At 62.0% G+C, this 13,243-nt stretch carries 10 protein-coding genes; 2 read left to right on the top strand and 8 right to left on the bottom strand.

Annotated features, from left to right (window positions below; genetic code table 11):
- Positions 1 to 6 precede the first annotated feature (6 nt).
- Entirely contained in the window at positions 7 to 1,530 is a 1,524-nt protein-coding gene (locus JF70_RS07510) for an alpha-N-arabinofuranosidase (RefSeq protein ID WP_045935852.1), read from the top strand.
- A 174-nt stretch (positions 1,531 to 1,704) separates the two neighbouring features.
- On the opposite strand, the gene JF70_RS07515 is transcribed toward JF70_RS07510, so the two are convergent.
- A complete protein-coding gene (locus JF70_RS07515; RefSeq protein ID WP_029678243.1) occupies positions 1,705 to 2,847 on the bottom strand; it encodes an inositol-3-phosphate synthase in 1,143 nt (380 codons plus the stop codon).
- Between the two features lie 171 nt (positions 2,848 to 3,018).
- Here JF70_RS07515 and JF70_RS07520 point away from each other — a divergent pair, with 171 nt between their 5' ends.
- Positions 3,019 to 5,271, top strand: coding sequence for a transglycosylase domain-containing protein (locus JF70_RS07520; protein WP_045935853.1), 2,253 nt, complete (start codon positions 3,019 to 3,021; stop codon positions 5,269 to 5,271).
- A 99-nt stretch (positions 5,272 to 5,370) separates the two neighbouring features.
- Here the strand turns inward: JF70_RS07520 and leuA are convergent, their stop codons facing one another.
- The 7 genes from leuA to JF70_RS07555 form a co-directional block, all read right to left on the bottom strand.
- Positions 5,371 to 7,281 carry a 2-isopropylmalate synthase gene (gene leuA, locus JF70_RS07525; protein WP_045935854.1) on the bottom strand — a complete coding sequence of 637 codons (1,911 nt, stop codon included), beginning with the start codon at positions 7,279 to 7,281 and terminating at the stop codon, positions 5,371 to 5,373.
- A 262-nt stretch (positions 7,282 to 7,543) separates the two neighbouring features.
- Positions 7,544 to 8,164, bottom strand: a complete 621-nt coding sequence (locus tag JF70_RS07530; RefSeq protein WP_024626962.1) for a DUF5701 family protein — start codon at positions 8,162 to 8,164, stop codon at positions 7,544 to 7,546.
- 84 nt (positions 8,165 to 8,248) lie between these two features.
- Positions 8,249 to 8,941, bottom strand: coding sequence for an L-ribulose-5-phosphate 4-epimerase (locus tag JF70_RS07535; RefSeq protein ID WP_045936224.1), 693 nt, complete (start codon positions 8,939 to 8,941; stop codon positions 8,249 to 8,251).
- 94 nt (positions 8,942 to 9,035) lie between these two features.
- A complete protein-coding gene (locus JF70_RS07540) occupies positions 9,036 to 10,397 on the bottom strand; it encodes an MFS transporter (protein WP_045935855.1) in 1,362 nt (453 codons plus the stop codon).
- A gap of 132 nt (positions 10,398 to 10,529) precedes the next feature.
- Entirely contained in the window at positions 10,530 to 11,486 is a 957-nt protein-coding gene (locus JF70_RS07545; protein WP_045935856.1) for a sugar kinase, read from the bottom strand.
- 212 nt (positions 11,487 to 11,698) lie between these two features.
- Complete coding sequence (locus JF70_RS07550) at positions 11,699 to 12,568, bottom strand: L-ribulose-5-phosphate 3-epimerase (protein ID WP_045935857.1); 870 nt, start codon at positions 12,566 to 12,568, stop codon at positions 11,699 to 11,701.
- Positions 12,565 to 13,239 carry a 3-keto-L-gulonate-6-phosphate decarboxylase UlaD gene (locus JF70_RS07555; protein WP_045935858.1) on the bottom strand — a complete coding sequence of 225 codons (675 nt, stop codon included), beginning with the start codon at positions 13,237 to 13,239 and terminating at the stop codon, positions 12,565 to 12,567. The genes JF70_RS07550 and JF70_RS07555 overlap by 4 nt, the downstream gene beginning before the upstream one ends.
- Between the last annotated feature and the right edge of the window lie 4 nt (positions 13,240 to 13,243).

Raw genomic sequence — 13,243 nt, forward strand, 5'->3', positions numbered from 1 at the left:
CAAACAGTGAGCATCCACATCGACCCGCGTCTGACTACCGGCACCATCAGCCCCTACCTGCACGGCCAATTCATCGAATTTCTCGGCGAATGCATCGATCAGGGACTATGGGTAGGCACGGATTCCATTATCCCCAACACCGACGGCATCCGCACGGACGCTCTCAAAGCCCTGAAAGCTCTGAAACCTCCCCTGCTACGCTGGCCCGGCGGCTGCTATGCCGACACCTACCACTGGCGTCAGGGGGTCGGGCCCCGCAATCAGCGTCCGGTGGGATACAACGAGAACTTCGGTACCTATCAGCCTGACGGGCATGGTTTCGGCACCGACGAATTCCTCCGCCTGTGCCAGGCCGTTGGCGCCGAACCTTGGATCAACGTGAACATGCTGAGCGGATCCGTGGCCGAGATGCGCGACTGGATGGAGTACTGCAACCGTCCATCGGGCACGGCCATGTCAGCCATGCGGGCCTCCAACGGCCATCCCTCCCCCTATGGCGTGAAATTCTGGGGTCTGGGGAACGAGCCCTGGGCCGGCGGGGGGACGATGACCCCGTCCATGTACGCGGACCGCTATCGGATGTTCGCCTCGGCCATGCCCACCTTCGCCGAGAACGGGGACCAGCCCCCGATGATCCGGCCCATCGCCTGCGGCCCAGACGGAAACAAGCCTATGGAACGGGTGCGCTGGACCAGGGACTTCTTCCAGGCTTTGGCCCAGTACCGCCAACCGCCCATCGCCGCCTACGACCTACACTTCTACAACTGGAACATCGACCACACCGACGACACTTCCACTCAGTTTGATCAGGATGGCTGGGATCGGGTGATTCGAGGCGCCCTCGAGCTCGGTGAGGTCATCGACCAGCAGTGGAATCTGATTCAGGCCTGCCTGGCCACCATGCCCCACCCTGAGAGCACCATGGATTCCAGGCTGACAAGGGTCGATCTGGTTATGGGCGAATGGGGCAACTGGCATGGCGATGCCTTCACGGCCCGTCCGGCGCTCCGGCAGCAGGTGACCATGCGCGACGCGCTCACCTCGGCCCTGACGCTGGATATCCTCCAGTCCAGGTGCGACAAGGTGTCCATGGCCTGCAACGCCCAGACCCTGAACGTCCTCAACTCGCTGATCCTGACCGAGGACGACGCCACCATCCTGACGCCCAACTACGACGTCTTCATGATGTACCGGTGCCACCAGGGGGCCCGCGCAATTCAGAGCCTGCCGGAGGCCGACAACCCGTCCCTGCACGTCTTTGCCTCGGTCAAGGACGGACACATCATGGCGGACCTGGTCAACGCCGACATGGCCTCTGCCGCCGAAGCGACGCTGACCCTGCCCGAGCCTGTGCGTCCTGCGGGCATGCAAAGCCTTTCTGCACAGGATCCGCATGCCTGCAATACCCGATCCGACCCGGACCAGGTCAGGGCCCGCCAGGTCGATGTCTCGGACATCCCCGAAGGACGTGAAATTACGGTCCGTCTGGACCCGGCCTCAGTGAATGTGCTTGACCTGGCCATGGTCTGAGAATCAAGAGCGGCAATCGGCGGGCTGGGCACTATGCCTGCAGCCCGCCGGTTCAAATCCACGATCCAACTATATAAACAAACCGAACATATAAACAGCATGTGGCCGATCCCAGAAGGAGGGACCGGCCACATGTTCATATCAGATGCCTGACAGCAACTGGCGGAGTTCTACTCAGGCGTGCCAGACGTCCTTGCCGTTCTCCTTTGCGGCCTTGACATCGGCATCCAGGGCGCTCTCGTCACCCTCCACCTTGCCGGCGATGTAGTCCTCGACCAGCTGACGGGCCTCGTTGTCCTCATGCTGGACAGCGGGGGACTTCATGAAGTAGGAGCTGGGTGCCAGCACCGGGCCGGCCAGGTGGCGGTCCAGGGCTATCTTGGCGGCGCGCAGGGCATCGATGACGATACCGGCCGAGTTGGGCGAATCCCAGACCTCCAGCTTGTACTCCAAATTCAGCGGGACGTCACCGAAGGTGGTGCCCTCCAGACGCACAAAGGCGAACTTGCGGTCATCCAGCCAGGCCACATAGTCGGAAGGACCGATGTGGACGTTGTGGGGATCCATGTCGTGGGGAACGATGGAGGTGACGGCACGGGTCTTGGAAACCTTCTTGGACTCCAGACGAGTACGCTGCAGCATGTTCATGAAGTCCATGTTGCCGCCCACGTTCAGCTGGTAGGTGCGGTCCAGACGCACGCCGCGATCCTCGAAGAGGCGGGCCATGACCCTGTGGGTGATGGTGGCGCCCACCTGGCTCTTGATGTCGTCACCCACGATGGGCAGACCGGCATCACGGAACTTCTGGGCCCACTCGGGGTCGGAGGCGATGAAGACAGGCAGGCAGTTGACAAAAGCGCAACCGGCCTCGATGGCGGCGGTGGCGTAGGCCTTGTCAGCTTGTTCAGAGCCGACGGGCAGGTAGGAGACCAGCACATCGACCTTCTTGTCACGCAGGACCTGGGCCACATCCACAGGCTCGGCATCCGACTCGGTGATCATCTTCTTGTAGTACTCGCCCAGCCCGTCGCCGGTCGGCCCACGCAGGACCTCCACGCCCTTGTTGGGAACGTCGCAGAACTTGTAGGTGTTGTTCTGCGAGGCGAAGATGGCCTCGCTCAGGTCCTTGCCGACCTTGAGTGAATCCACATCGAAGGCGGTCACGAACTCCACGTCACGAATGCGGTAACCGCCGAAATTGGCGTGCATGATGCCGGGGATCTTGTCATCGTCCTTGGCGTCCTTGTAATACTCGACTCCCTGTACCAGCGAGGATGCGCAGTTGCCCACGCCCGCTATAGCTACACGGATGCTCATACAAACTCCTCTGATTTACTGAGTTATTCCAACCTAAGCATACCTTCTCCCGGTAGATAGCATGATGGAATGGGCAGTACAGACCACCAAGGATGGCGCAAAAGTACGAAAATGATGAACGTTCAGCCTTAGGTCGAACGGTTTTCAGCCCCGCCGGATAGCGTGGTTGGCATGGCCAATCAGACTCGTTCAGTCAGTTCGACCTCGCCCACACGCAGGACCCGGTCCGAGGCGCGCGGCAACAGGAATCGCGCCGACAGGCTCACCTCGCGGCATGCCGACCGGAATCCCCGGGGCGGCGGACCCCGTCGCGGACGGCCCCACAAGTCGCATCGCGTGCTTAAGTGGATCCTGGCCCTGCTGGGACTGGTGCTGGTCGCCGGGGCGGCGACCTTCGCATACCTGTATCTGACCACTGAAATCATCCCGCCCGAGAAGCAGGCCCTGGCACAAAAGACCACGGTCTACTATGCGGACGGCACCACCCCCATCGGAACCTATGCCAACCAGAACCGGGAGATCATCGACTGCGCGGTCCTGCCCAAGTATGTGGGCAATGCGGTCGTCGCCTCGGAGAACCGCACCTTCTACAAGGACAACGGCATCGACCTCAAAGGCATCAGCCGAGCGCTCTTCAACAACGTGACCAAGGGCACCCGTCAGGGCGGATCCACCATCACCCAGCAGTATGCCGAGCGCTACTACCTGGGCGAGACCACCTCCTACAAGGGCAAGCTGCGCGAAGCCATTCTCTCCTTGAAGATTTCCAGAACAGAGGATAAGGACACCGTCCTTTGCAACTACCTGAACACCATCTACTTCGGCCGTGGCGCTTACGGGATCCAGGCCGCCGCCCAAAACTACTTCGGCAAGGACGCCAAGGACCTGACCATGCCTGAGTCAGCCATGCTGGCTGGCATCATCCCCGCCCCGGCCTCCTGGGACCCGGCGGTCAACCCCAAGCAGGCCGAGTCGCGCTTCCGCCGCGTGCTGGCCATCATGGAGGAGGACCACTACATCAGCCATCAGGACCGGGCCAGCGCCCAAATGCCACAGACCATCAAATACATGCCGCAGAACGTCTACCAGGGACCCAACGGCTACCTGCTGCGCATGGTCCGCAACGAGCTGTCCTCCGGCAAAAAGGCCCCCTTCACTGCGGACGACCTGGATACAGGCGGCTACCGGATCATCACCACCATACAAAAGGACAAACAGGATCTGATGTTCCAGGTGGCCAGTCCGTCCACAGGCAACAAGCATCTGCCGCCCACCCTGCAGATCGGGGGGCTCTCGGTCGACCCCAAGACCGGGGCCATCATCTCCCTGTACGCCGGTGACGACTACCTGACCCACCAACTCAACAACGTGGATCAGGCGACCTTCCAGGTCGGTTCGACCATGAAGGCCTATACACTCCTGGGCGCCATCCAGGATGGGGTCAGCCTGAACACGGTCTTCAACGGCAATTCACCGCGTACCTTCTCCAGCGTGGGCAAGTCCGTCGCCAACGCCGGAAATGTCAGCTACGGGTACATCAACCTCTACTCGGCATTCGCCAACTCGGTCAACACGGTCTTCATGGACTTGGGCGAGCACGTGACCTCACACAAGATCGCCCAGGTGGCACATACAGCCGGAATCACCGGGAAGATCGACGATACGACCACCTTCGACACCCTGGGTGTGGACGCCCTCTCGGTCTATGACGTGACCCAGGGCTACGCCACTCTGGCCAACGGAGGGCAACGACCCAAGCTGCACTTGGTCGCCCAGGTCAAGGACACCAAGGATCAGGAGCTCTACACGGCTGCAATCCAGTCGGATCAGGTCTTCAACGCCGATCAGGTGGCTCTGCTGCAGAAGGCCATGACCACCACGGTCCAGCGCGGCACTGCATCCTATGCCCGTTCCCTGGGGCGGCCCATCGCCGGCAAGACCGGCACGGCCAATGACCAGACCGCCATCTCCTTCATCGGATTCACCCCCTCGCTTCTGACCACCTTCGCCGTCTGGAACCAGGGTCAGGACGGCGGCGCCCTGAAGGTGCCGGATCGCTATCACGACGACTTCTATGCGGTCCAGCTCTTCACCCAATACATGAAGTCGGCCCTGGGCAACAGTCCAGTGGAGCGTTTCCCGGATGCTGAGGACCACGGCAAGATCGGTGGCCCGGAAGGCAATTGGGGCACCGGATCCCGGCAGCGCAGCCCGTCCACGCGCAACCGTGAATACTCATACGCACCCCAGCAACGCTCCCAGCGTCAGAACTCCGAGCAGGGGCAGTCCGGGTCCGGCTCCGGCAGTGGTTCAGGCGAAGGCGCTGGAGGCGGCAGCGAGAACGACAGCGGCAGCGACACGGGCGAGGGCGGCAACGAAGGCAGCACTCAGGGCAACTCCGGGGCCGAGTCATCCCAACAATAAACCAGCCAGCTGTAAACCAGTTCAGACAATTTGGTCCGATCCAGGCGTAGCTGTGCGTCCGGATCGGATCTGGAGGACCGGTATTGGTTTTTCTGGCCTTCAGCCGCGCTGGAAGCGGTTGAGCGCCGAGATGATGGCCTTGAGGGAGCTGGTGGAGATGGACGAGTCGATGCCCACGCCCCAGATCACCCGGGACCGGGCCGGTTCGCCCACCTGGCATTCCACGTAGGAAGCCGCCAGAGCATCCGTGCCGGCGGTCATGGCATGCTCGGCGTAATCCAGGACCGAGACGGTCTGATCCAGGGACTTGAGTGCATCCAGGAAGGCTGCAATAGGACCGTTCCCATGTCCCTGAACACGACGACGCACCTCAGGATCGCCTGGAGCAAGCCCCCGGTCCAGCAGGGTGGCATCGAGAACCGTGTCGGAACCGTCCTCGCCGGAGGTGACCGCCACATTCAGCAGCTTGAAGCGTCCCCACTGGCGCAGGGTCTCGTCGCGCTGATCGGCCATGGACTCACCGCCGACCACGCTTCCGCCGACCTCCACGGGCAGGTACTCGTCCTTGAAGAGCCGCCAGATATCGGCGTCCTTGACCTCATGCTTAGTCCTGTCGGCATAGCTTTGGACCAGCCGTTCGAACTCCACCTGGAGGCGCTTGGGCAGATCCAGATGATGGTTGGCCTTGAGCAGGTAGGCCATGCCGCCCTTGCCCGACTGGGAGTTGACCCGGATGATGGCCTCATAGTTGCCGCCCACATCCTTGGGATCAATGGGCAGGTAGGGCACCAGCCAGAGGAAGTCGTCGGGGTTGGCGTTGGCGCGCAGAGCCGCCTGCTGCCTGGCATCCAGACCCTTCTTGATGGCATCCTGGTGGGAGCCGGAGAAGGCTGTGAAGACGAAGTTGCCCACATAGGGGTGCCGCTCGGAGACGGCGATCTGATTGCAGTACTCCACCGTCCGACGGATGCCGGGCATGTCGGAGAAGTCCAGCTGGGGGTCGATCCCCTGGACCAGCAGGTTCAGCCCCACTGTGCAGATGTCAACATTGCCGGTGCGCTCGCCATTGCCCAGCAGGCATCCCTCAACCCGGTCAGCCCCGGCCAGCAGGCTGAGCTCGGTGGCGGCCACAGCCATGCCCTCGTCGTTGTGGGGGTGCAGGGAGAGCACCACCGCATCCCGGTCCTTGAGGTTGGTGGATATGTACTCCACCTCGTCAGCGAAGACGTTGGGGGTGGTCATCTCCACGGTGTTGGGCAGGTTGATGATCATGGGATGCTCCGGCGTGGGCCGGATCACGTCGATGACCGCGTTGCAGACCTCCAGGGAGTACTCGGGCTCTGCGCCGGAGAAGGACTCGGGCGAGTACTCATAGGAAAGATCCGTACCCCCGGCATCGGCCTCCAGGGAACGGCAAAGTTCGGCGGCATCGGTGGCCAGCTTCTTGATCCCGGCCTTGTCCTTGTGGAAGACGACCTCCCGCTGCAGAACCGAGACCGAGTTGTAGAAGTGGACCACAGCCCGCTTGGCCCCACGCAGGGCCTCATAGGTACGGCGAATCAGGTGCTCGCGGGCCTGGGTCAGGACCACGATGGTCACATCGTCGGGAATCAGCTCGCGCTCTATCAGGAGGCGGATGAAATCGTAATCGGTCTCGGAGGCCGAGGGGAAGCCCACCTCGATCTCCTTGAAGCCCATGGAGATCAGCAGATTCCAGAATCTCAGCTTGCGCTCGGAATCCATGGGGTCGACCAGGGCCTGGTTGCCGTCGCGAAGATCCACCGAGCACCAGCGGGGCGCCCGCTTCAGGGTCTTGCCCGGCCAGGTGCGCTGCGGATAGTCAAAGGGAACCTGCTTGTTGTAGGCCACATATTTGTTGTATGGCATCGCGCTGGGCTTCTGCGGCGAACCCACGAACCTGGGGGGAGGCAGCAGCAGGTCGTTGTTCCCTCCATTGGATGCCGCGGCCTGGGCCGCAAGATCAAACACGGATGCACGATCCTGATCCATCTCTCCTCCTTCTTTCGTTCGTCGGAAACCACAATGTCACCCGGCTATAGGTGTTGGGCAGGCCGAAACCGTACCGGGGGTGCCATTATTTTACCGGAGGAGAGCCGGGACATGCGGTCCGGGTCCGCATTCCGACGCAGAGGAAGGCGAGCACACAGAGCCTGGCATAATTCGCAAGGTTGCCAAGGGTGCGAACACTACACAATGCAAGCACTGACGGAGTGCTCACTGCATAAGATTCATAAGATTCAGTGTAAGAGATTCACTGGAAGAGGGAGACACCGCGGCGGCCCTCACAGTAGGCGTTGCCCAGCCAGGTGTGGCGCGAGTTGGGCCAGACCGAGCCCAGGCGGGGGGCGTTCTGACTCATCCAGATGCTGGGAACGCGCCCATCGGCGCTGTGGGAACCCAGCAGATTGAAGCCGTTCTTGACCGCCAGCCAGTCAGGATGCTGGGTGGCGATGGCCAGCCCCTCCTCCAAGGTCAGGGGAAGACGATCGTCGGAGTCAATCAACTTGCGGGCCACGTCGGGTTCGCGGTTGGTGTAGCAGGTGCCGGTGTGCGGCTCCAGGACGATGTAGAAAGGCCCCTCGGGCGGCTCGAACCCGTTCTGGGGCAGAAAGCTGGCGATGTCGCGCGGCGGCATGGTGGTAAAGCCGGCCATGCGGTTGATGCTGGTCCGGGCGATCAGCGACTCGGGCGAGACCAGCTCCCTGGTAGGGATGAGCAGGATCTGCTCGCCCAACTCGGTGGACTCCAGCGCGGAGATCAGGGGCTGGGCCAGGGCTCTGAAAGCGGCGGCGCTGATGTCCGCCACATCCGGATAGCCCAGGGCCACGATCCGATCCAGTTGCCGCTGCACTTCTTGGGAAGATCTGGTCATGGTCCCCAGTCTAATTCGAATCCGCCGTGACAAGCATCTGCGCTGTCGTCACCCGCATGCCGGGGCGAGACATCGCATTGAGATTCAATGCTGGCCGTACACGTGCTGGTAGCGGTCGTTCAGACTAGCCACATCCTCGTCGGACAGGGGCACGGGCGTACCAATCTGCTCAGCGGCCCATACCGTACGCGCCACCTCCTCCGTCATCGCCGCCGCCTTGACCGCGGCTTCGGCATCCACCCCGACCGTAAAGGGGCCGTGGTTGCGCATGAGCACCGCAGGACAGCCCGGATGTTCCGCCAGGGTCTCGACCACCCCACGGCCTATCTGGTCCGAACCGATCAAGGCGAAGGGACCCACCGGCACCGGACCGCCGAACTCGTCCCCCATCATCGTCAATACGCATGGGATAGACCGGCCCACTGCAGCAAAGGCCGTCGCGAAGGTCGAATGCGTATGCACCACGCCAAACACTTCAGGCATGTGCCGGTAGATGTAGGCATGTGAAAACACATCCGAGGAGGGGGCGGCGGATCCGTCCACCACATGCCCCTCCAGATCCGTGACCACCATTGATTCCGGTGTCAACTGCTCATAGCGCACCCCGGATGGCTTGATCACCAGCAAGTCGGCTGAATGCAGACGCTGTGAGACATTCCCCGCCGTCCACACCACCAGCCCCCACTTGATCAACTGCGCATGCAGGGCAGCAACATGCTCACGGACCAGACCTACTTCGACACGTACCTCGTCAGGGAAATCAGCCAAGGACGTCATAAGAACCACCACCATTTCCAATATGGGGCCGACCCTCCCTGCGAAAAGCCGGCCCGGTTTGCTTACCTGTGCGTGCAGACCCTGCTGCGCATCCTCACAGGCTTTCCAGATCCTTGCCCTTGGTCTCCTGGGCAAAGAGGTATACGACGGCACCGATGACCAGGCAGACACCGAAGAAGGTGAACGCCGTGGTCACAACGCCGATGTTGATGTGCTGGGAGACATAGTCGCCGCCCACCAGGAGCCCCATGAATATAGGGCCTACTATCTTGGCTGTGGCACCGATGCCGTATCCCAGTCCCAGTCCGGTGGAGCGAACATCGTTGGGGAATTGCTCGCCGCCGAAAGCGTTGAGAATGCCGAAGACACCGTCTGCGAAGGTCATGATGACCAGGACGGCGATGTAGAACTGCCAGCCGGAATTGTGGAAGAAGGCCGCGTAGAAGCATCCCAGGGCGCCGATGACGCCGAAGGAGAACATGGTCCAGCGCCGGCCGATGATGTCAGCCAGCCAGGCAGAACCGAATCTGCCTATGCAGTCGGCCACGGAGACGCCCATGAACAGGTAGGCCACCATCTGCGTTGAAAAACCGAAGGCATCCTTCATCAGCGTCTGACCCCAGGATTGGATGGCGAAGGAACCCAGAATGAAGCAGAAGGACCCGACGGAAATGATGACCAGCGGCTTGAGATGCTTGGACAAGAGCAGGCGATAGCTGGCCTTCTGCTCCTGCTCGACCTTGGGCAAGGCACCGACCTGGTCCGCGGGAAGCTCCAGGGCCCAAGCCAAGGCCTTGCGGGCATCATTGTCACGTCCCACGCTCTGATAGAAACGGGGGGACTCCGGCACCGTCGCCAACCAGAACAGAAGAAGGACGGGAATAACGCCCAGGGCCACCAGCACGCGCCAATTGTCGCCAATCAGGCTCTGTGAGACGGATCCCAGGAGCAGACCCAACGGGATGAAGACCGAAGCCAGGCCGGAGAGCATGCCGCGCTGCCTGGCCGGCACGAACTCCTGGACGTAGGGGATGGAGACGATGTTAAGGCCGCCTACGCCGATGCCCACACCGATGCGCAGGATGGCCAGCAGGATCCAGGCACCGTCAGGCAGGAAGACCGACAGGGCCGTGAAGACCACGAAGCAGAGAACACACCACTGGAAGGCATGCTTGCGGCCGAAGCGATCGGCCAGACGCCCCCAGAGGATGGAGCCGATGACCGTGCCCAGCCCGGAACAGGCCAGGATGATGCCGGCGGAGACCCCGGTCAGGTGCCAGGCCGAAGTCAGGAGGGAGACCACGAAACCGATCAGGAACATATCGAAGAATTCGGATATGTTGCCGGCTATGGCCAGGCCTATGATGCTTTTCTGATGACCGGTCAGGGGACGAGAGTCTATCTGCTCGTATGCGGTCAGCGTCTGCCCGGCCTGCGTGACATGTGTATCACTCATAATGGGTGCTTTTCTTTCTCGGATGATCATGATGGCGGCGGCCCGACCACGGTAGGGGTCTGACCGAAGGATCCAGGTCGCCTTCTCCGTCCTTGGAGAATACTGCGGCGAGCCTGAATCGTGAAGGACGGGTCAGCGATTGATATCCCCACCCAGCGGAATATCCAGTTCCTGGGCGCGGATACGGGTCAGATCGCCCATATGCGTCAGGGCGTACTCGGCAGCCCGCTGCCCCCACCTGACACCGCACTCCACATCATCGGAGAGGAAGCCATGGAGGGTGGCAGCTACGAAGGAATCCCCGGCACCGGGACGGTCCACCACCGGAACCGGGGTGGTGACGTACTTCTTGATTCCTTTGGAGGTTCTCAGGTACGGACCATCCAGGTGATTGGTGGAAACGATGTACTCATTGCCGAAGCGCCGGTAGAGCTGTTCGCAGACCTGCTCGCCGGTCCCCTCGATTCCGAAGACGCTTTTGGCGTCCTTGATGGAGCAGAAGAGAATGCGAGCCTTATGAGCGATGGGCTCCAGAACCTTTCTGGCCTGGTCGCCGGACCAGAGCTTGCTGCGGAAGTTCACGTCAAGAGCGATGTCGATGCCGCGCTTCTCCGCCTGCTCGGCAGCATAGGTCACCACCTGGGCCGTGGTATCGGTCAGGGCCGCAGTGATGCCGGTCAGGAAGAGCAGGCGGGTGTCCAGCATCCGGTCCCAGTCGTAATCCTCGATCCCCGTCGACCTGAAAGGGGTGTACTCGCGGTCATAGATGACGTTGGCCGGCATGGGGGGCTCGCCCGGCTCCATGAAGTAGAGGGCGATCCGGCTGGCCGGCTTGCGGACCATGGTGCTCAGATCAACACCCACAGACCTGTATTCGCTCAGGATGTATTCGCCCAAATCCCCCTCCGGCAGTGAGGAGGTCCACAGGGTCCTGCGCTGAAGCTGAGCCAGGACTCCGGCTACATTGGCCTCGGAACAGGCAGGGTTCATCAGGACCGACCGGGCGTTCATCAGCCGCTCCCCCCTCCTGACCGTGAGCCTGATCTGCCCCTCTCCTATGGTCGAAAGGTCATATGCATGTTCTGCCATCACTTGCTCCTTGTCTACACGGTCGTCTTTCCAGCATGGACCACGACGTCCTTTCTGTCCGTATTACGACCTGTCACATTCAAACTCCCACCGATCGGGTCGACCCTCCAGGGGCGACCGCTGGCATCATAGCTTCCCTGCCGATGCCAAGGGGGTGGAGGACCGGCACAACCATCCCCCGTCGGCAGCCGTGACGACTGCCGGCCTTTGTCTCACCCTCTGGGGTCAAGCACCTCCATGTCGGCCCCGCGCAACCAGGTTTCCACTTTCTTTCTTGCATTCGTGACGATCTGATCGGCCTGGGCCGAATCATCGTTCCACATCTCCAGCATGATCCGCCCCGACCAGGACTGCCGGGCCAGCTCGGCGAAAGCCGTGGGAAAATCGGCACAGCCTTCGCCCATGGTGATCCGACGCGGCTGCCCCGGGAGCACATCCTTGACGTGGATGGCCAGCATTCTGCCGGCTCCAGCCCTGAGCTCAGCCACGGCATCCAGCTCCTGCTCATAGAGGTTGCCGATATCCGGGTACATGCTCAACCAGGAGGACCCGACCTGGTCGCAAATGGACAGCCCCTTGGTGATGGAGGTGATGTCATTGCCGTCCACATTCTCTATGCCCAGCATGACGCCGGCCTGAGCCGCATACTCAGCAGCCCTGGCCAGAACCTCCACATACCTGGCACGCTGATCGGGATCAGGGTCCTCGTAGTAGGCGTAGTAACCGGCGACCTGGATCAGGGGGATACCCGCCTCATGAGCCAGATCAATCGCCTTGCGGAAGATCTCGTAGGCCCGACGGCGGACAGCCGGATCGGCCGAGCCAGGGCCGACCTTGCGGTGGCAGCTCAGGCAGATTCCTCCGACCTGGACGCCCTGGCGGTCGGCGGCCTGACGGAAGGCGGAAGCCTGAGCCGCCGTCCAGTCCAGGCGAGCCATTCGCTTGTCGCTTTCGTCAATGGACAGATCCATGAAAGTGAATCCATCGGCCGCCACCTGGGACATGAATGCATCCCAGTCATCCGGCTCGGCGGGGGATCTCAGGGCCTTCTCATAGATGCCCAGGGTGACGCTGCCACTCATTGCGGCCACACCCTGCCGATGGTCTCCCGCAGGTCGGTGGCGGCGGCCAGGGGGTCATCAGCCTTGACGATGCCGCGGCCCGAGATCACCACTCCGACGGGCACTCCTTGGAAGAAGGGCAGGTCCTTGGCTGTGACCCCGCCGGTCACGGTGACCTTGAAGCCCATCTGGTGCAACTGGCGGATGCGGTCCTTATCGTTCTCCCCCCAGGTCAGTTTGCCGGCCGCTTCCGCATCTCGAGAACGGTGGACGATGACCTGGGTGGCCCCTAGTCGCCGCCACTCGCGCGCCTGTTCGGGGTTGTAGGTCTCCCCAAGCTCAATCTGGACCTCGCCGCCAAACTCCTGGGCCACCTTCACCACCTGCTCGACCGTGGTCATGCTGGCCCCGGCAACCACCGAGACCCAGCTGGCACCCGCCTCGAAGCAGGCGCGGGAGATGACCGCTCCGGCCTCGGCGATCCTGACATCCGCCAGGATGGTCTTGTTGGGATAGAGGGCACGAATCTCGCGCACGGCCCTCAGCCCTTCGGCGATGATCAGGACGGTTCCGCACTCGATGACATCCACCTGGCTGACGGCCGCGTTCAGAGGCCTCAGGGCCGAGGGCATGTCAAAGGTGTCCAGGGCGATCTGGAGCTGGGGACGTTCCAGGGTCTTGTCTGCTGCCATTGGA

The sequence above is a fragment of the Bifidobacterium mellis genome (assembly GCF_000967265.1).
Taxonomy (GTDB): domain Bacteria; phylum Actinomycetota; class Actinomycetes; order Actinomycetales; family Bifidobacteriaceae; genus Bombiscardovia; species Bombiscardovia mellis.

What these genes read in the sequence shown, in the direction of transcription:
- JF70_RS07520 (WP_045935853.1), top strand. Translation starts at nt 3,019, where the DNA reads ATGGCCAATCAGACTCGTTCAGTCAGTTCGACCTCGCCCACACGCAGG.
- leuA (WP_045935854.1), bottom strand. Translation starts at nt 7,281, where the DNA reads ATGGATCAGGATCGTGCATCCGTGTTTGATCTTGCGGCCCAGGCCGCG.
- JF70_RS07515 (WP_029678243.1), bottom strand. Translation starts at nt 2,847, where the DNA reads ATGAGCATCCGTGTAGCTATAGCGGGCGTGGGCAACTGCGCATCCTCG.
- JF70_RS07555 (WP_045935858.1), bottom strand. Translation starts at nt 13,239, where the DNA reads ATGGCAGCAGACAAGACCCTGGAACGTCCCCAGCTCCAGATCGCCCTG.
- JF70_RS07540 (WP_045935855.1), bottom strand. Translation starts at nt 10,397, where the DNA reads ATGAGTGATACACATGTCACGCAGGCCGGGCAGACGCTGACCGCATAC.
- JF70_RS07535 (WP_045936224.1), bottom strand. Translation starts at nt 8,941, where the DNA reads ATGACGTCCTTGGCTGATTTCCCTGACGAGGTACGTGTCGAAGTAGGT.
- JF70_RS07550 (WP_045935857.1), bottom strand. Translation starts at nt 12,568, where the DNA reads ATGAGTGGCAGCGTCACCCTGGGCATCTATGAGAAGGCCCTGAGATCC.
- JF70_RS07545 (WP_045935856.1), bottom strand. Translation starts at nt 11,486, where the DNA reads ATGGCAGAACATGCATATGACCTTTCGACCATAGGAGAGGGGCAGATC.
- JF70_RS07530 (WP_024626962.1), bottom strand. Translation starts at nt 8,164, where the DNA reads ATGACCAGATCTTCCCAAGAAGTGCAGCGGCAACTGGATCGGATCGTG.